The organism is Mesorhizobium denitrificans (genome assembly GCF_003403035.1).
GTDB lineage: Bacteria > Pseudomonadota > Alphaproteobacteria > Rhizobiales > Rhizobiaceae > Mesorhizobium_G > Mesorhizobium_G denitrificans.
Genome location: NZ_QURN01000002.1, coordinates 103,487 through 121,166, shown reverse-complemented (window position 1 = coordinate 121,166; position 17,680 = coordinate 103,487). Strand labels below are relative to the sequence as shown.

At 57.9% G+C, this 17,680-nt stretch carries 18 protein-coding genes; 11 read left to right on the top strand and 7 right to left on the bottom strand.

Annotation, left to right across the window (positions count from 1 at the left end; translation table 11 throughout):
- Window positions 1-5: 5 nt before the first annotated feature.
- The 4 genes from DY251_RS03080 to lptF all read right to left on the bottom strand — a co-directional run bounded on the left by DY251_RS03080 (window position 6) and on the right by lptF (window position 5,716).
- The gene (locus DY251_RS03080) at window positions 6-944 is read right to left on the bottom strand and encodes a peptidylprolyl isomerase (RefSeq protein ID WP_116622469.1); all 939 of its coding nucleotides are present in this window, start codon (window positions 942-944) and stop codon (window positions 6-8) included.
- An 88-nt stretch (window positions 945-1,032) separates the two neighbouring features.
- Complete coding sequence (locus tag DY251_RS03075; protein WP_116622391.1) at window positions 1,033-3,423, bottom strand: LPS-assembly protein LptD; 2,391 nt, start codon at window positions 3,421-3,423, stop codon at window positions 1,033-1,035.
- A 26-nt stretch (window positions 3,424-3,449) separates the two neighbouring features.
- Window positions 3,450-4,538 (bottom strand): LPS export ABC transporter permease LptG, encoded by a 1,089-nt coding sequence (gene lptG / locus DY251_RS03070; protein ID WP_170971319.1) that lies wholly within the window; start codon window positions 4,536-4,538, stop codon window positions 3,450-3,452.
- Window positions 4,535-5,716, bottom strand: coding sequence for an LPS export ABC transporter permease LptF (lptF, locus tag DY251_RS03065; RefSeq protein WP_116622390.1), 1,182 nt, complete (start codon window positions 5,714-5,716; stop codon window positions 4,535-4,537). Before lptF ends, lptG begins: the two co-directional genes overlap by 4 nt.
- A gap of 296 nt (window positions 5,717-6,012) precedes the next feature.
- Here lptF and DY251_RS03060 point away from each other — a divergent pair, with 296 nt between their 5' ends.
- From DY251_RS03060 to DY251_RS03030, 7 genes are read left to right on the top strand one after another with little or no spacing between them, the layout of a single operon-like run.
- Complete coding sequence (locus DY251_RS03060; protein WP_116622389.1) at window positions 6,013-7,509, top strand: leucyl aminopeptidase; 1,497 nt, start codon at window positions 6,013-6,015, stop codon at window positions 7,507-7,509.
- Window positions 7,506-7,955 (top strand): DNA polymerase III subunit chi, encoded by a 450-nt coding sequence (locus tag DY251_RS03055; protein WP_116622388.1) that lies wholly within the window; start codon window positions 7,506-7,508, stop codon window positions 7,953-7,955. Before DY251_RS03060 ends, DY251_RS03055 begins: the two co-directional genes overlap by 4 nt.
- Window positions 7,956-7,986: 31 nt before the next feature.
- Window positions 7,987-8,592 (top strand): hypothetical protein, encoded by a 606-nt coding sequence (locus tag DY251_RS03050; RefSeq protein WP_116622387.1) that lies wholly within the window; start codon window positions 7,987-7,989, stop codon window positions 8,590-8,592.
- 5 nt (window positions 8,593-8,597) lie between these two features.
- Window positions 8,598-9,455 carry a 23S rRNA (adenine(2030)-N(6))-methyltransferase RlmJ gene (locus DY251_RS03045; RefSeq protein WP_116622386.1) on the top strand — a complete coding sequence of 286 codons (858 nt, stop codon included), beginning with the start codon at window positions 8,598-8,600 and terminating at the stop codon, window positions 9,453-9,455.
- A 56-nt stretch (window positions 9,456-9,511) separates the two neighbouring features.
- Complete coding sequence (locus tag DY251_RS03040) at window positions 9,512-9,985, top strand: hypothetical protein (RefSeq protein WP_116622385.1); 474 nt, start codon at window positions 9,512-9,514, stop codon at window positions 9,983-9,985.
- 14 nt (window positions 9,986-9,999) lie between these two features.
- Window positions 10,000-10,650 carry a ribonuclease T2 family protein gene (locus DY251_RS03035; RefSeq protein WP_425373274.1) on the top strand — a complete coding sequence of 217 codons (651 nt, stop codon included), beginning with the start codon at window positions 10,000-10,002 and terminating at the stop codon, window positions 10,648-10,650.
- An 18-nt stretch (window positions 10,651-10,668) separates the two neighbouring features.
- A complete protein-coding gene (locus DY251_RS03030; protein ID WP_116622383.1) occupies window positions 10,669-11,268 on the top strand; it encodes a glutathione S-transferase family protein in 600 nt (199 codons plus the stop codon).
- A 90-nt stretch (window positions 11,269-11,358) separates the two neighbouring features.
- Here DY251_RS03030 and DY251_RS03025 read toward each other — a convergent pair whose 3' ends face one another.
- The 3 genes from DY251_RS03025 to DY251_RS03015 form a co-directional block, all read right to left on the bottom strand.
- The gene (locus tag DY251_RS03025; RefSeq protein WP_116622382.1) at window positions 11,359-12,018 is read right to left on the bottom strand and encodes an outer membrane protein; all 660 of its coding nucleotides are present in this window, start codon (window positions 12,016-12,018) and stop codon (window positions 11,359-11,361) included.
- 241 nt (window positions 12,019-12,259) lie between these two features.
- Window positions 12,260-12,619, bottom strand: coding sequence for a dihydroneopterin aldolase (locus DY251_RS03020; RefSeq protein ID WP_158553212.1), 360 nt, complete (start codon window positions 12,617-12,619; stop codon window positions 12,260-12,262).
- 2 nt (window positions 12,620-12,621) lie between these two features.
- Window positions 12,622-13,383, bottom strand: a complete 762-nt coding sequence (locus DY251_RS03015) for an SDR family NAD(P)-dependent oxidoreductase (protein WP_116622380.1) — start codon at window positions 13,381-13,383, stop codon at window positions 12,622-12,624.
- A 184-nt stretch (window positions 13,384-13,567) separates the two neighbouring features.
- On the opposite strand from DY251_RS03015, the gene uvrC reads away from it, so the two are divergent.
- The 4 genes from uvrC to DY251_RS21560 all read left to right on the top strand — a co-directional run bounded on the left by uvrC (window position 13,568) and on the right by DY251_RS21560 (window position 17,127).
- Complete coding sequence (gene uvrC, locus DY251_RS03010) at window positions 13,568-15,577, top strand: excinuclease ABC subunit UvrC (RefSeq protein WP_116622379.1); 2,010 nt, start codon at window positions 13,568-13,570, stop codon at window positions 15,575-15,577.
- Between the two features lie 240 nt (window positions 15,578-15,817).
- On the top strand, window positions 15,818-16,408 hold the full coding sequence (gene pgsA, locus DY251_RS03005; RefSeq protein ID WP_116622378.1) for a CDP-diacylglycerol--glycerol-3-phosphate 3-phosphatidyltransferase: 591 nt from the start codon (window positions 15,818-15,820) through the stop codon (window positions 16,406-16,408).
- Window positions 16,405-16,659: a molybdopterin converting factor subunit 1 gene (gene moaD, locus DY251_RS21565; RefSeq protein ID WP_137113473.1), complete on the top strand. Its 255-nt coding sequence runs from the start codon at window positions 16,405-16,407 to the stop codon at window positions 16,657-16,659. Before pgsA ends, moaD begins: the two co-directional genes overlap by 4 nt.
- Window positions 16,660-16,662: 3 nt before the next feature.
- Window positions 16,663-17,127 (top strand): molybdenum cofactor biosynthesis protein MoaE, encoded by a 465-nt coding sequence (locus DY251_RS21560; protein WP_137113474.1) that lies wholly within the window; start codon window positions 16,663-16,665, stop codon window positions 17,125-17,127.
- Window positions 17,128-17,680: the final 553 nt, after the last annotated feature.

The window sequence follows — 17,680 nt, the reverse complement described above, 5'->3', positions numbered from 1 at the left end:
GGCGGTTATTGTTGAACGATCTTGGCTTTGTCGCGCAGTTCCTTGAGGAACTTCTTGGACATATCATCTCCGCCAGCGTCCGCCCCGCCATTCGCTTCCTGCTGGAACACCATTTGCGCAACGCGATCGTCCGAAACCTCGCGTGCGCTGCAAATGCCGATGAACTCAATCCCGCGTTCCGTCTCGCGCACGGGCGTCGCGCCGCCTGCGCGGGTGGCCTTGATCGAATCCGCCCATTCGTTTGGAAGTTGCGGTTCCAGCACCCGGCCAAGGTCGCGAACCGTCACGTCGATGAGCCCCTTCGCCAGTGAGCGCGAAGCGTTGCAGCCGTTGAATCGAGCGCGCATGGCCTCGGCCTCGCGGCGGCGGGCACCCATCTTGCCCCGTTCCTTGGCGGGCACGACGAAGATCACCTGCTGCAGCATATATTCCGTGGCTTTGGGTTTTTGCCCGCCCTGTTGCAACATGCGGCGCACAGCCTCCTGCTCGGTCACGCGGCCATCGCCGTCGCCACCTGCCTTGCGGCTTACAACCTGACCCCAGCCCATTTGCGCACGGATAAAATCCTTGAAATGCGATTTGGTCACGCCGGATTTGCTCATGACGGTATCCAGCTGCGGGAGCGTCATCTTATTATTTGTCGCAAAGCGCGCGTAGGCGTCGTCCACCGCCTTGTCGGTGATGTTTACGTTCATGCGCTTCATTTCGGCGCGCTTCAGCGCCTGCTCGATCATCTGGTCGGCAGCTTGCTGGTTCAAATTGCCTTTTGCCCGCTGCAGCTTCAAAAATGCGACGCGGCGCTGCAGGTCATAGCTGGTGATCGCCTGACCGTTCACGACATATTTGATTTCGCTCGCAAAAGCAGGGGCGGCTGTGCCTAGCGTAGCGGTCGCGACCGCCGCCATAAGGCTAAACACCACCATCCGCTTCTTAATTCCAAGCATCGCTCTCATCCCAACGAATCCGTTTCCGACGCTCTGCCAATTCTATGAGGCAAAACAATGATCTGCGCTCGGGGCAGATTGACGCCCGCTATTGCAGGAAATTGGTGCTGCTATTGCCAAAATCACCGATTGTCCGGAACGACAGTTGGAAACCGATATTCTGGGTGTTGTCGGTTTGGCGCGTGTCACCGATCAAAGTCCGCGATTCGCTATAGGTCAGCGCAAAGGTAAAGCACTCATCGGCGTAACCAAAGCCGAATGAATTATACGAAACATAGTCCGATTCCAGATCATAAGTCCCGGAGCCGAATACACGCCAATATTCGTGGAATTTCAGGCTGCCTCCCACCGAAACTTCGTGCCTGTCGGTGGCAAATCCATAGATTGGCTGGGCCTGAATATACGCATACTTGGCCGTTAGAGAAAGCGGCGTGCCGCTATAGGCGGCGCGAGCTTCCGCCCTGCGCGCCTCGAAGGTTTCCTCGTCGAAACGCCCGCTCAGCGAAGCAGAGAGGCCATTCGGCGTCGCGAAACCAACCAGTCCGACATAGTCCGACTTATCCGTTTCAAGTCCGGATTCAGCGCCCACATTCACCAGATCAGGCGCTGCGAAGGAATTCAGACCGCCGAGCTGATAGGATTGTCCGAAAATCGCATTCGTAGACCAGCCATTGCCAAACGAACCGGCATAGCGAAGGCCAAGATTGGCGCGCGTGCCACCTTCCACACGGTCATAACCGGAGAACTTGTCGCGGTCGAAAAGTGAGGTCGCGTCGAACACGAAGCTCTGCGCATCCTCGTTGGAAAGGCCGAGCTGGGTTACGTCCTGCTCATTTGGACGCACAAAAATCTGCGCAACCGGCTCCAGAATATGGGTCGAGCTCGAGGTCGAGAAGAGCACCGGCCAGCGCACATCAAGACCGGCAGTCGCCATATAGCGATAATATTCGGAGCGCACGTCGGCGCCGACTCCGAGCTGGTTCGCCATGTTTTCAATGGCTGCGGTCGAAGCGTCGCTCTGGTCCGCCATCCGTGCTTCGCCAAGCAGCGCCAGCAACGGCGTAATCACCAGACCACCCGGCGCGATGAACTCGCGCTTCCATTCGGCCTCGGCGCTCAGGCGGCCATCCGTGCCTTCAACGCCGCGCACCGCTGTAACGTCCGCGTCGTCGGGCAGGGCGGAGTTGATAACGTCGTCCAGCCGCGAACGATTGATGACGCGCGAATTGAACGTCATCTTCAGTTCGCCGCCGGCCACCGGCTCGTCCGGTATGGCGACATAGTCGAAGCTCGGCAGAACCCAGGGCTGCTTGTCGTCGCGCGATGAGGAATTGTCGTCACGCAGCTTTTCCTGAACCTGGAACTTCATGAAGCGCATATCGAAATAATTACGCTCGCCAAGGCCGGTCAGGTAAACCTCAGACCGATGGATGTAGCTGTTGAAGCCTTCAATCGAATAGGTTCGCGAGAAATTCTTGTCCGACTGCAACATCAAATCCCAGCCGAACGTCCAGCGCGGATTAATGGCGAAACGACCCTTCGACCCGATCATGCCACGCAGTTTGTTCGGGTTGTCTGCCGGGCCGCGATCCACCGAATAGGATTCGAAAGCACTCGGGTCTGCCTGGCTGATGCCCGCGATCTTCAAATTATATTCGCCGGAATTGAACTTCTGGCGCCATTCAGCTTCGCCAAGGAAGCCCTGTTTCGTGTAGCCGGTGCCTTTGACGGTCAGGTCATAGGTCGGTGACAGCGCGAAATAATAGGGAACAGTCAGGCCCGCACCCAGCTTGCTGTTGAAGCTGATGCCCGGAAACAGAAAACCGCTTTTGCGCTTGACGGTCGGGTCCGGCACTTCGAAGGCGGGTAGATAGGCGAGCGGCAGTCCGAACATTTCGAAATGCGAACGCTCGAAGCGAATCGTTTTTTTCTGACCGTTCCAGATGATCTTGCGCGATTTCACTCGCCAGATTGGCGCGCTGTCCGGCTTTTCCTCGCAAGGTTCGCAAGCCGTATAAACACCATTGTTGAAGGTGGTGACGTTGCCGGCTTTGCGGTCGGCGCTCTCCGCCGCGAAATAGGTCTTATCGACCGTCTCGACGCGCAAACTATTCACAAAACCGTCAGCGAAATCGTCGGTGACGTCAATTTCGTCGGTGTAAATCTTGTTTCCGTCTTTTTCGATGATCTCGACATTGCCGACCGCCTTCAGTCGGCCGGTGTTGCGATCATAGGTGACTCGCTCGGCCACGAGGTGATTGCCCGCATATTCGATGCGCACCTGGCCAGAGGCGCTAACGGTGTTCGCGTCCTGATCGTAGGTCAGCACGTCCGACTCAAGCAGCATCTGCGAATCGGAGGGCACCTGACCGGCATATTGAGAGAGATCCTGCGCGCTGGCGGAAAATACGCCGAGCGAAAGCGCAAACAGGCAGGACAGCGCCGTTTGCCGGCGCAGCCTTTCCGTCGCCCTCCGCATGAGGCTATGTCCCCTCACTGCCCGCACTAACCGTCTTCCTTGTACAAAAGGAACGTTACTCCGAAGAAACTCGCCACGACCACCGGTATCCAGGCAGCCACAACTGGCGGCACGAGTCCGGCGTTGCCAAACGCCCGCACAAGCACCGAAACGACATAAAGCAGAAAGCCAGCGGTCACGCCACCCAGAATCATCACCGAAGACTGCCCCATGCGTGCGAAACGCATCGACACTGTTGCAGCAATGAGAGTCATCGCGATTAAAAGAAAAGGTAACGCAATCAAGGAATGTAGCTGCATTGCGAAAGCATCGGCCCGCAATCCGAACGAACGCGCCGCGTCAATCTTCGCCGGCAGTTCGTAGAACGGAATCGTTTCCGGTCGCGCGAGCCTTTCCTGAACAAATTCCGGTCTCAGATTCGTGGGAACGCGCATGGACGGGATAGCCTCGCCCGCCACACCGTCGCGGAACCGCTGCACGCCCTCCAGTTCCCAATATCCGTCACGCAAAAAGGCTTGTTTCGCGTCGTTGCGCTCGGCAATGTTTCCGTCGCGATCAAGGGAAAGGAACACCGCGTCGGAGAGCGTCAGGCCCTGATCCAGAATGGCGCGCGCACCGATAATCGTATCGCCCTGCGCGGTTTTCTGGCGCAGCCACGGCGCAGCAAACGCGGACACTTCGTTTGAGGAACCGGAGCGGATCATCGTATCGATCTGCTCGACGCGGCTGATACCGTAGGCAGCCAGCGGGTTCAGTATTGCGATGGCCAGCAGCCCGAAAATGAAAGCGCCGATGCAGGGTGGCAGCAGGAATTGCCACGCCGAGATTCCAGCCGAGCGCGCAATCACCAGCTCATATTTCCGGTTGAGCGAAATCAGCATCGCCATTGCCGAGAACAGCGCAACGAACGGCACCGTTTGCAGCATGATCATAGGCACCCGCAGCCCGGACATTGCGAGGCCGAGCGGCACGGTAAAGCCAGGCAATCCGGCGATCCGGCTCGTCAGTTCCGTGAAATCGACGAGAAACGCCAAGCAGAAAACGCCGAGGAATATCCACATCGTTATGCTGGCGTAGCGGCGCAGAAAATAGCGGTTCAGCGTCCAGCCCATCAGAGGCTCCCCGCTGTCGCGCGCCTGCCGGGCAGGATGGCCCGCCACAGAGCGCGGAATATGGAGCCGATCCAGTCGATAACGCCCATCGGCAATTCCAGCGCGCGGTTCATTGCTATGAACGCAATCGCCACGCCGCTGGCCAATATGGGCACAGCATACATTGCGAAGACGAAGGCCGGCTCCGTTTCGGCCTGATCGCTCACGAAATAGCCAACCCACCACCACAACAGCGCAATGACGATCGACGTTATCATCGGGTGAACGCGCGCCTCGCGGTGAGAGCGAGCATCCCCCGCGACAGCTATAGCGATTAGCGCGAACACGGCCGGATAGAGCCACTCTGTCAGGCGCCGGTGCAGTTCCGCACGATACGCTTGCGGCTTGCGCTGGTAGTTTTTGTCGGAGCTGTCCGGATTGACCAGAAATGCGAGGCTCTGGTCTTTCGGCTGCAACGTCACCTCATTTACCTCAGACGTGAAAGTGCCAAGGTCGAACGAATAGGACGCAAAGCGGATAACGGAAACGCCGCCGGTCAGCGTCTTTCGCTGCACAACTCCGTCAAACATCAGCAGCGCGGACTTGTCTTCGGTTCGCAGCACGGTGCCTGTCTTTGCATAATAGATGAAATCGATATTAGGCTCGCGCGAATCCGCCACGAAGATTTGCCCCAGCTTTCCATCGGGCAGGCGCTCGCCGATTTGCACATAGAGCCCATCTTCAATGCGCCGGAACGCGCCTTCCTGCAAAACTAGCGACAGCAAGTCGCCACGCGAATCCGCGATCAATTCGCGGTTTTTCTGGCGCGCGGGTGGCTCCACATAATTGTCCACCGCGAAGGAAAGCACGCTCGCCGCAATCGCGATCAGCATTATCGGCTTGATGATGATCATGCGGGAGGCACCCGAAGCGCTTATCACGGCAAGCTCGGAGTCCGCATTCATCGTTGCCAGCGTCTGCGTGATTCCGATGATCAGCGCAAAGGGCAGTACCAGCGGAATGACAGTCGGCATCACCAGCGTTGCGATCTGGAAGAAGGTCAGCGCCGTTTGCCCGCTATCCGTCACGAGGTCGATGCGCGCCAGAACCTGCGTGGTCCAGACAATCGCAAGCGTCCAGCCGAGGGCGGCTGCGAAAACGGCAAGCACGCGCCGCAATATGTAGCGTTCGAGGACCTTCATGGTGATGTGGATTTGTTCGCGCTTTCCGCTAGTCGACGTTGCGGATCACATCTTGTCGCGAGCGAATCCCTCTTTGGTCCTTCCTGTTTCTTTTCAATGCGTCCCAGCCGTTGGTGATACTGGTTTGGATTGGCTTACAAAAGCCGAATAGACATGGTTAGCAGATTATTGACAGAATAACGATGGAGGGCAGACTTTCCCGCAAATGAGCGAATAGCGAGCCTTTCGGCTTGCAAAAGCTTGGAATCGGAAGAAATCTCCGGCAAACCCGCCGAAAAATCTGTAACGAGATCATCATGACAGCCAAGCCGACTATCACATTCACCAAGCTTTCTGCGCCAAAAAAAGGTTCGGTGATTCTGTTGCTGGCAGATGATTTGGCGCTTTCGCCCACCGGGTTGCTCTGCGATCCGGCTGGTCAACTTGCTCGCAGCTTTCCGATCAGCGGTTTCAAGGGCAGTTTTGGCGCGGCATCGGAGCTGCTCGCCCCGGAAAGCGCATCGCTGGACAGGCTGACTGCGCTTGGCGTGGGCAAGGCCGATACCCTCAACGAATATTCATGGTTGCGCCTTGGCGGCGCTGCCGCCGCGGCATTCCGCGGGCGCGGCGATGTCGCCATCATTGCAGAGCTGAGCGGCAGGGCCGTGGAGCCTGCACAGGCGGCGGCAATCGGCGCTGGCATTCTTCTGCGCAGCTATCGTTTCGACAAATACAAAACGCGCAACAATGAAGATGAGGATTCGAGCGCCGGCGGTGGGCTGCGCGTAACAATCGCCTGCGCCGATCCAGCCGCTGCAAAGCGCGCATTTGCGAATATTCAGAACGTTGTCGAAGGTGTTTGGTTGGCGCGCGATCTGGTCAACGAACCGGCCAATACGCTGGGCCCGATAGAATTTGCCGCTGCGGCTAAAGCACTGGAATCATTCGGCCTTACGGTGGATGTTTTGACCGAACGGGAGATGAAGAAGCTCGGCATGGGCGCTCTGCTCGGTGTTGCACAAGGTTCTTCCCGCCCGCCGCGCGTGGTCGTCATGCGTTGGAATGGCGGCAAGCCCAAAGAGCAGCCTGTCGCCTTGATCGGCAAGGGCGTGGTCTTCGATACGGGCGGCAATTCCATGAAAACCGCCTCCGGCATGGAGGACATGAAGGGCGACATGGGCGGCGCGGCTGCGGTCATTGGTGCGATGCGCGCCATCGCCGGCCGCAAGGCGAAGGCGAATGTCGTGGGCATCATCGGCATTGTCGAAAACATGGTCGATGGCAATGCCCAGCGCCCCGGCGACATTGTGAAATCAATGTCGGGCCAGACCATCGAAGTTTTGAATACCGATGCCGAAGGCAGGCTCGTTCTGGCGGACGTGCTTTGGTATTGCCAGCAGCGTTTCCAGCCGCGTCTGATGATCGATCTTGCTACCCTGACCGGCGCGATCATGGTGTCGCTCGGCCAGTTCCACGCCGGCCTGTTCAGCAATGATGATGAGCTTTCTCAACAACTTATAGCCGCTGGCCTTTCCACGCATGAGCGCCTGTGGCGAATGCCGCTGGGCGATGATTACGACAAGCTGATCAACTCCAAGAATGCCGACATGAAGAATATCGGCGGCCGGTATGGCGGTGCCGTTTCAGCAGCGCAATTCCTGCAGCGCTTCGTGAAAGACACGCCTTGGGCACATCTTGATATTGCGGGCACCGCTATGTCCGCGCCCGCGAGCGAGATCAATCAGTCGTGGGGAACAGGCTTTGGCGTGCGCCTTCTGGATCGCTTCGTGCGAGACAACTGCGAGGGCGCGTGACGGAAGTTCTCTTCTATCACCTCACTGTTTCGACGCTGGAAGATGCTCTTCCGGGCTTGCTTGAGCGCAGCGTGTCGCGCGGGTGGCGCGCTGTCGTGCAGACTTCGAGCGAAGAGCGCCGCAACGCCATCGACACGGTGTTATGGACGTTTCGCGACGATTCTTTCCTCGCCCACGGATTGGATTCCGAACCCAATGCGGGCGAGCAGCCGATTCTCCTCACCACCGGGCCGGAAAACGACAACTCCGCGCAGATCAGGTTTCTGGTCGATGGCGCGCCCCCGCCGGATCTCGGCTCTTATGAACGCGGCGTCCTTTTGTTCGACGGGCATGACAAGGCCCAGCTTGCAGCAGCGCGCAGCCATTGGCGCGAGTTGAAGGAGCAGGGGCACGCCGTTACGTATTGGCAGCAGACGGAGGATCGCCGCTGGGAACGCAAGGCTTGACGCGCGCCTCTCAACCGAACATCAGACGCAAATGCGCTTTATCTCTCTTCTTCTCCTGATCGCCGGTGCCGCTCTTGCCGGAGGCTACCCGTGGTACATGAACAATTTCAGCGGGCGGGAACTCGGCTCAATGACCGTTTTCCAGCAGCCTGGCGGCTTTCAGCCGGTCACGGTTCGGCTTTCATCCGCAGATGATCCGGTTCGGGCGCTGGTAGACCTCACCAGTCGCGGGCCTGCCAATTTTTCCGGCGGCATAGCGGTTCTCACGCTCACCGCCTCGACCGGCGGCAAAACTGTTCTCGCGGACACGCTTTCCTTTTCAAAATCGGTGCAGCGCGAGCAAAGCCCCCAGTCTACGCAATCGGTGTTCAGAGGTGATGCGGGTCTTATAACGCCGGTCCAGAACGCTGATTATTCGTTCAAGATAGGTCCCGGCGACGCCGAGGGCGTGAATTACAGCAAGGTTGAACTGGTATTGCGCGCAAACGCTGGCAGCGTGGACCCGCGCGCGCAACCCGCCGGTTTTGTCCTCGTCGGCCTTGGTGTCGTCGGGCTTATTTTGAGCAGCAGGCGCAAGCGCGAAAATCCGAACAGCCAGCCGCCAGCGCCGCGTTGGGGGCGGGGCGGAAACGCATAAGCTCGATGAATTACCGGCATTCCTTCCACGCGGGCAATTTTGCAGACGTGATGAAGCACGTCACGCTTGCGCGCATCCTTGAATATTTGAAGCGCAAGGATAAGGCGTTTCGGGTCATCGATACTCATGCCGGGGCAGGGATCTATGATCTTTCCGCCGAGCAATCCGCACGAACCGGTGAGTGGGAAGCGGGCATCGCGCGGCTCGAAAATGCATCGCTGCCGGATCCCGTCGCCGCGCTTTTGGCACCCTATCTTGAGGCTGTTGGCGCGGCGCGAAATCTTGGCAAAACCCTCTATCCCGGTTCGCCGTGGATCACCCGCCATCTGCTTCGCCGTACGGATCGCCTGACTGCGATTGAACTGCATCCGCAGGATTTTGAGCAGCTAAAACAATTATTTGCGGGCGATGTTCAAGTCCGCACAATTCATCTGGACGGTTGGTTGTCCTTGGGTGCGCATGTGCCGCCAAAGGAAAAGCGCGGGCTGATTCTGGTCGATCCACCGTTTGAGCTTCCCGGCGAATTTGACCGACTGGTGGACGGCGCTATCAAGGCCCATCGCCGGTGGCCGGGCGGCGTTCAGGCGCTCTGGTATGCGATCAAGGATCGCAAGGCTGTTGCCGCCTATCGCGATGCGCTGCGCGAAAGCGGAATCCCGAAGATCCTCGACCTCAGCCTGATGATCCGGGAAGGCGGCGCGGTGCCTACGCTCGATGGCTGCGGCATGACCATCATCAATCCACCCTTCGTGCTTGAAGAAGAAATGCGACTCATCCTTCCGGCTCTCGCCCGGCTGCTCGGCGAGCAAAAAGGGGCATCATGGGACGCGGTCTGGTTGGCCGGTCCCGAAACCGGCGCTTGACCGAACGCCTCACCTTACGCATTGTGCGCGCAATCGTAGATTGTAGGGAGAAGGCCATGCGCCGGATCGTAAACAGCCTGATTGCGGGGATTTTGACGCTGGCGCCAATGAGCATCGCAACACCGTCAATGAGCGCGGATGCAATCTATAGTGGTCCTTCGGACTATAGTGGTGCATGCGGAAATAGCGGCGTTCTCGGCCGCATAAAGTCGCGCTTCCACTATCAAGTTACGCATGTTCCGCATTTGCCGAATGTGTCGATCCTTGAATTCAACAATATCCATGAACACCGCTACGAACCGGCCTATGAGGATAGCCCGATTGCACGCCGCTATTGCGGCGCGACAGTCGTACTTTCAGACGGCCATCAGCGCGACATCTGGTATTTGATCGAAGAAAAAATGGGTTTCGCGACGCTTGCCGCCGGGTTTGGACTGGCGAACGAAACGCATGGCTCGAACGTCGAATTCTGCGTTTCGGGCTTTGATCGCTGGTTCGTTTACAACGGTCGCTGCCGCGTTCTGCGCTGATTTCGATGGCCTTCCTGAATCGCGCAGCAATTGCTGCCCTGGCGGTGATTGCCCTTTGTTTTCCGTCGCTTGCGTTTGATCAGCGCCGCGCTGGCGATTTTGATTTCTACGTTCTTTCGCTGAGTTGGTCGCCAAGCTTCTGTGCAGAGGAGGGCGACGACGCCAACAGCCAGCAATGCTCCACCAACCGGCCTTATGGGTTCATCGTGCACGGCCTGTGGCCGCAATATGAACATGGCTATCCGCGCGAATGCTACACGAGTCAGCGGCGCGTGCCGGATTGGATTGTGAATGCCATGCGGGATATTATGCCGTCCGGCAGTCTCGTTGGGCACGAGTGGCGAATGCATGGTTCTTGTTCTGGCCTGAGCCAGCGGGACTACTTCGGCGCCGTACGAACAGCCTATGGAAATCTGTCAATTCCCGAGCAGTTTCAAAACGTTAGACAGGATGACCAAGAGGGCGCCCAGGACATTGAGCGCGCATTCATGTCAGCCAATCCGGGACTGCCGGAGGATGGAATTTCGGTTGCTTGCGGAAAAAATCTCTTGCGCGAAGTCCGCATCTGCATGACGAGGGATTTGAAATTCCGAACCTGCGGCGAGCTGGAACGAACGGCCTGCCGCGCGAACAATTTGCAAGTACCGCGCCCCGGCGGAAATTGATCTAAAGGACTGAAATATATGCCAAAACTTCTCTATGGACCGACATCGCCCTATAGCGCCAAAGTTCGCATGGCGGCCGAGTTGGCGGGCATCGCGCTGGAAACGCAGGTTGTGGACACCAGCGCTGATCCATCGTTGTTGATCGATGCCAATCCGCTCGGCAAGATCCCCACGCTAATCACGGAAGATGGCGTGACGGTTTACGACAGCAGGGTTATCACGCAGTACCTTAACCGATTGAGCGGAAACAAGATTTTCCCGCGCAACGCAGCCAAACGACTGGAAGCCGAGACGCTGGAGGCGCTGGCCGATGGCATTTGCGATTGCCTTTTGACGATCGTTTATGAGCGGCGGATGCGCCCCGAAGAGAAGGTTCACCAACCTTGGGTCGATCGTCAGTGGGAGAAGGCGCTTCGTGGGCTGGACGCACTGAACACAAACCCGCCAAAACTGCCGAAATCCATCTCCGTCGGGCAGATCGCGGTTCGTTCCTTGATCGCGTATCTGGACATCCGTTTTGCCGGAAAATGGGAGAAGGGAAGGGGAAAATTGAAGAGGTGGGCCGTTCGTTTCGACGAAAAGTGGCCTGATCTTGCCGCAAAAACCCCGAAAGCGTGAAAAATACGGCCGTATAAATTCGATTTTGCAAAAAAAACCGGGCTTTTTAAGCCCGGTTTTTTCGATCTTGGGACTGACAACCCCTAGATCTTAGAACTTGAAACCGACGCCGAGGCTGACCCGATTATCCTTGCTGTCGACCGAACGAGTGCCACTTCCGGTTGTGAAATCTTCATTGCCGAAATCAGTGTAGCGATACTCGCCGCGAACAAACATGTTCTCGGTGACCTTGACGTCAACACCGGCGCCGGCGGTCCAGCCAAGCATGGTGTTGCGGTCGCTTACGCCGCCTTCCGTAACCTTCAGGCTCTGCGCAGCACCACCACCGGTGATGTAGGGCAGGATGTCCGGGGTCACAGCGTAACCGAGACGAGCGCGCAACGAACCGTCAACACCCGACTTCGCTTCGGTTCCGGCATTGTCGCCCTTGATGTTCGAGTAACCGACGTCACCTTCAACACCGGCAACGAGGCCGTTGCCGAGTTCTGCCTGATAACCGCCGAACGCACCGCCGACAAAGCCATCAGTATCAACGGTATTGCCCGGCTCCTTCACGCGGCCGGAAAAGCCGTAGCCAAGCTGGATACCGGCATAAGGCCCGGTCCAGGTAGCGAGCGGCGGCTGTTCCATGGGAACTGCTGGCTCTGGCGCCTGCTCAATGGCGTCGGCGGCGAACACAGGCGCCGCACCAAGCAGCGCGATTACACTGGCGAGCGCAAGCGGGCGCGCGAACTTAAGATTGGCTGACATAACTTTACTCCTTGCCAAAGACGCAAATCTATTTTGCGTTGGGCATCCGATCTGCCTTGGGAGGGAAACGACCGGCGTGCCACACAGTTCCCTATCTGGGCGCTAAATGCGGCCTCACCAGAACGAAATAAGGGTCATTCGCTGGCGAGAAAACGGCGGAAACGTGACGTTGCGAAACTGCAACATATTGAAATCATTAATGAAATCGAGATGCCGATTTACGTTCAATTTACCTTGAATTTTAACGATCGCCTTCTAGACGCACGCCCACAAAGGCACAATCATCGAATATATCCGGTTTTGCAGTTTCGACCACGACGTGCATAACCTCTGGATTCGACAGCACAAAATCCAATATGCGCCGGGCGATGGTTTCCTGCAGTTCATGGTGCGCACCATGTTCCAATTGCTTCGCGAAATGGCGAATGGTGTCATAATCCAACGTGCCACCTAGAAGATCGCCTTCATCTTTGGAGCCATCAAGCGTGGCTTCGACCGATATGAGCAGCCGTTGAGGCGCGGTTTTCTCATGATCATGAACGCCGATTGAGAGCAGCAATTCCAGATCGCGTACTATGATTGTCTTGCGAATTGCAGGCATGTTCATTTCACCACGAAAGCTACGTCGCGCTCCATCGACAGAAGGCGCTGGCCGCCGTCAAGCACGATGGTGTCGGCATTGATTGCTTTGGTTTCCCAGATAAAGCGAGCGGTGCGGGCAATTTGCTCTGGCGTCGAGCCGGTGCCAGTCAATGAATATTGCCAGCTTTTCTCGAAGTTCTCGTCGGTCTGATCGCCGCTGCGCAGCGTTACACCAGGCGCAATACCGCATACACGCATCTTGCCGCGATAGTGCAGGGCGAGCATGTCAATCGCGCTTTTCATGGCGAATTTCGCAAGGCTGTAGCTGAAAAAGTCCGGGTTTGGCGCAAAAACCTTGTTGTCCAATATATTGATGAGGGTCGCGTCAGGAGTGCCGACCTTGCCGAAAGCGCGCGCCACCACCATCTGCGCAACGAGGTTCACCGCCAAAATGCGCTGCATGGTGTCAGCGGAAAATTCGGAAGGTGAATCATATTCGAACGTGGATGCCGAGTTGATCACCAGATCGAGGCGGCCAAAATGCGCAGCGACGGATTCGACCATTTCGTCCGCAGAATCAGGGTTCGAAAAGTCTGCGAGGAACACGCCTGTTCTGGCGCCAGCAGATGAGAGTTCGTGGGCGAGAGAGTCCGCTTCGTCTCGAGATTGATTGGCATGGATGGCCAAATCAAAATCGGTTGAGAGTTCTTTCAGGATCGCCCGACCGATGCGTCGCGCACCGCCGGTTACAAGGCAGACAGGTCTTCTGGCCGAATTGCTCATGCGGCATTGTTTTGCCGATGCCGCAGCGGCTGTCTAGGGTAAGGGCACTTGTTCCTGATTTTTAGGCGGATGAGGGGTGAAAGATCGAGATGAGCCACCGTGCCATATTGGCAGGAGGGTGCATCAGGACAGTTGAAACCAAGCCGAAATTGGCCGATTTGCTTGTCATGAAAGACAGTTGGAAATGAGTCCGGGCAAAAACACAGCGCCAGACATGCCCGACCTCGACTTCGATGATGAAGACGAGGCGCCGGAGGTCGAGTCTCTCCCGACGGGCGCGGAGCCATCATTCACGGCTATCGACTGGACCGCAGACCCCGGCGATGCGGCAGGCAAGGCGGGCGCGGATTTAATCCAGACATTGGTGAAGCGCTTGCCGAACGCTCCCGGCGTTTATCGCATGATGAACGCGGCAGGCGATGTGCTTTACGTCGGCAAGGCGCGCAGCCTGAAAAAGCGCGTCACGGCCTATGCGCAGGGGCGTTTCCATACAAATCGCATCGGGCGGATGGTGCGCGAAACGGCGACGATGGAATTCGTCGTCACGCGTACGGAAATCGAAGCGCTGCTGCTTGAAGCCAACCTCATCAAGCGGCTGCGCCCGCGCTTCAACGTTCTGATGCGGGACGACAAGTCGTTTCCGTATATTTTGATTACCGACCACACCTCGCCGGGCATTTTCAAGCATCGGGGCGCGCGCTCGAAGAAGGGCGAATATTTCGGGCCGTTCGCTTCGGCGCAGGCGGTGGGGCGCACGATCAACTCGCTGCAGCGAGCGTTTCTCATTCGAAGCTGCACGGACAGCTTTTATGAGAACCGCACGCGGCCCTGTCTGCTTTATCAGATCAAGCGCTGCTCCGGCCCATGCACAGGCGAGATCTCGCACGAGGGCTATGCCGAACTCGTGAAGGAGGCGAAGGATTTTCTCTCTGGCCGAAGTCTTTCGGTGAAGGAAGAAATTTCCGCGCAAATGCAGGAGGCATCGGACGATCTGGATTTCGAGCGCGCCGCGATCTATCGCGACCGGCTTGCCGCGCTGTCTCATGTGCAGAGCCATCAAGGCATCAATCCGCAGGGCATCGAGGAAGCGGACGTGTTTGCAATCCATCAGGAGGGCGGGCAGACCTGCATTCAGGTGTTTTTCTTCCGCACGGGCCAGAACTGGGGCAACCGCGCCTATTTTCCGAAGGCTGACCCGGCGCTGGAAGCTGGCGAGGTGCTCGGCTCGTTCCTGTCGCAGTTTTACGACGACAAGCTCATTCCGCGCGCGATCCTGCTTTCCGGGATTGTGGATGAGCAGGAATTGCTCGCCGAAGCTTTTTCAACGCGGGCAGGGCGCAAGGTTTCGATCAGCGTGCCGCAGCGTGGCGAGAAAAGGGATCTGGTAGATCACGCCTTGCAGAACGCGCGCGAGGCGCTGGGCAGGCGGCTGGCCGAGACTTCAACGCAGGCGCGGCTGCTGGATGGATTTGCAACCACATTCGGGTTGGAAAAGCCGCCGGTTCGGATCGAAGTTTACGACAACTCGCACATTATGGGCACAAATGCCGTTGGTGCGATGATCGTTGCAGGGCCGGAGGGCTTCGTCAAAAACCAGTACCGCAAATTCAATATTCGTTCGACGGACATTACGCCCGGCGACGATTTCGGAATGATGCGCGAGGTGATGGAGCGGCGATTCTCGCGACTGTTGAAGGAACATGCCGAGGGCGGCGAGGTTGAAAACGGCAGCGATTTTCCGGCTTGGCCAGATGTGATTTTGATCGATGGCGGGCAGGGGCAAATGACCGCCGTGCGCGCGATCCTCGCCGATCTCGGCATTGAAGATCGTGTCGTCGCGATTGGTGTCGCCAAGGGGCAGGATCGCGACGCCGGGCGCGAACGGTTTTTCGTGCGCGGGCGTGATTCGTTTTCGCTCCCGGTGCGCGATCCGGTGCTCTATTTCGTGCAGCGTATGCGCGATGAAGCGCACCGCTTTGCGATTGGTTCGCACCGCGCGCGGCGCAAAAAGGAAATGATCCGCAACCCGCTGGACGAAATTGCGGGAATTGGGCCGACGCGCAAGCGCGCATTGTTGCTGCATTTCGGAACGGCAAAAGCTGTCGGGCGCGCCGCGATGGATGACCTGATGGCGGTGGATGGTATTTCCGAGGCCGTCGCCCGAGTTGTGTACAATCATTTTCACGAGAAATAGGTCGGACGAAAAAACGCCTCGGTTGCGCAGTTATTTACCCCTCATCCGGCTGCCGCCACCTTCTCCCTCAAGCGAGAAGGCACCGGCAGCGGATTGGGGGGTATGTCCGCAGCGGAGGGGCAGCGGCTTGGCAGGCGGATGAGGGGTAGCGCCGTCTTGTGGCTCAGCAAACTTGACCGATGGCGCATCAATCTGATTTGTCTAGCAACCTCGCTTGTTCAGGAAAAGAAATAGGCCATCATGGCATCTCGCGCATTCAACCTTCCCAATATGCTCACCTATCTGCGGATCCTCGCCGTGCCGCTGGTGGTGTTGTGCTTTTTTCTGGAGGGCAGGCTGCAATCCAGCGATTTCGCGCGCTGGTCGGCGCTGGCGATTTTCGTGCTGGCAAGCGTGACGGATTATTTCGACGGCTATTTTGCCCGCGCCTGGCAGCAAACATCGAATATCGGGCGGATGCTGGACCCGATTGCCGACAAACTGCTGGTGGCGACGTGCTTGCTGCTGCTGGCGGCGGATACGGACCGCACCATCGCGGGCTGGTCGCTTTGGGCTGCGATCATCATCCTGTGCCGCGAAATTCTCGTTTCCGGCCTGCGCGAATATCTGGCCGACCTCAAGGTTAGCGTGCCGGTGACGCGATTGGCGAAGTGGAAAACGACGATCCAGATGGTGGCGATTGCGGTGTTGCTCGCTGCGCCTGCGCTGGACAAGATCATTCCCTATTCGACCGAAACGGGTATCATTCTGCTATGGATTGCCGCTCTCATCACGCTGTATACGGGATATGACTATTTCCGCGCGGGCCTGAAGCATATTATCGACGAATGACAAAGATCGTTTACTTCGCATGGGTTCGTGAGCGCATCGGCAAGCGCGAGGAAGAGCTTGAGCTTCCCGCCGATGTGAAGACGGTTGCCGACCTGTTGCAATGGCTGCAAGGGCAGGGCGATGGCTATGCGCACGCGCTGCAGCACCCCAAGGTGATCCGCGTCGCGATCAATGAAGAGCACGTCGATCACCGTGAGCCAATTGCGGGCGCGCGGGAGATCGCGCTGTTTCCGCCAATGACAGGCGGGTGATCCTTGTCGCTCAAGCCGACAGTTCGAATCCAGCCGGACGATTTTGATCTGGCCGCGGAAGTGGCCGCGCTGACGAATGGTCGACCGGGTGTGGGGGCGGTCGTTACCTTCACCGGACTTTGCCGTGACGAAGGCGGCATTCTCGCCGCGCTGGAACTGGAGCATTATCCGGGCATGGCGAAAGCTGAGATTGCTCGCATTGCGAACGAGGCCATGAATCGCTGGCCGCTGACGGGACTGACAGCGATCCACCGCTATGGGCGGATCAAGCCCGGCGAAAACATCGTGCTTGTGGTTGCGGCCTCGACGCACCGGCAGGCGGCGTTTGAAGCCGCATCGTTTCTGATGGATTATCTCAAGTCCCGCGCGCCCTTCTGGAAGAAGGAACACAACGCGGATGGCTCCCAAGGCGATTGGGTCGAGGCCAAGGATTCCGACGAAGACGCCGCACGGCGATGGGCGAAATGAAACGCGCCAATTCGCGCCGGCATCATGAAACGCCACCTCTCCCCTCGTCATCCTAGGGCTTGTCCCCAGGATCTGCATCGATCAAAATTAAATCGCGACGGTTCGTAGATGTTCGGGACAAGCCCGAGCATGACGGCAATGGGTGGGGAGGCGCTGAGTAGTGAGGCGGTGGGCGAAATGAAACGCGTCAATTCGCGCTGGCATCATGAAACGCCACCTCTCCCCTCGCCATCCCAGGGCTTGTCCCCAGGATCTGCATCGATCAAAATTAAAACGCGACGGTTCGTAGATGCTCGGGACAGGCCCGAGCATGACGGCAGTGGGTGGGGAGGCGCTGAGTAGTGAGGCGGTGGACGAAATGAAACGCGCCAATTCGCGCTGGCATCATGAAACGCCACCTCTCCCCTCGTCATCCTAGGGCTTGTCCCTAGGATCTGCATCGATCAAAATTAAAACGCGACGGTTCGTAGATGCTCGGGACAAGCCCGAGCATGATGATGCTATATAGCGAGGCCGTGGTGAAATGAGAAAGGCCAGCGCGAAGCTGGCCTTT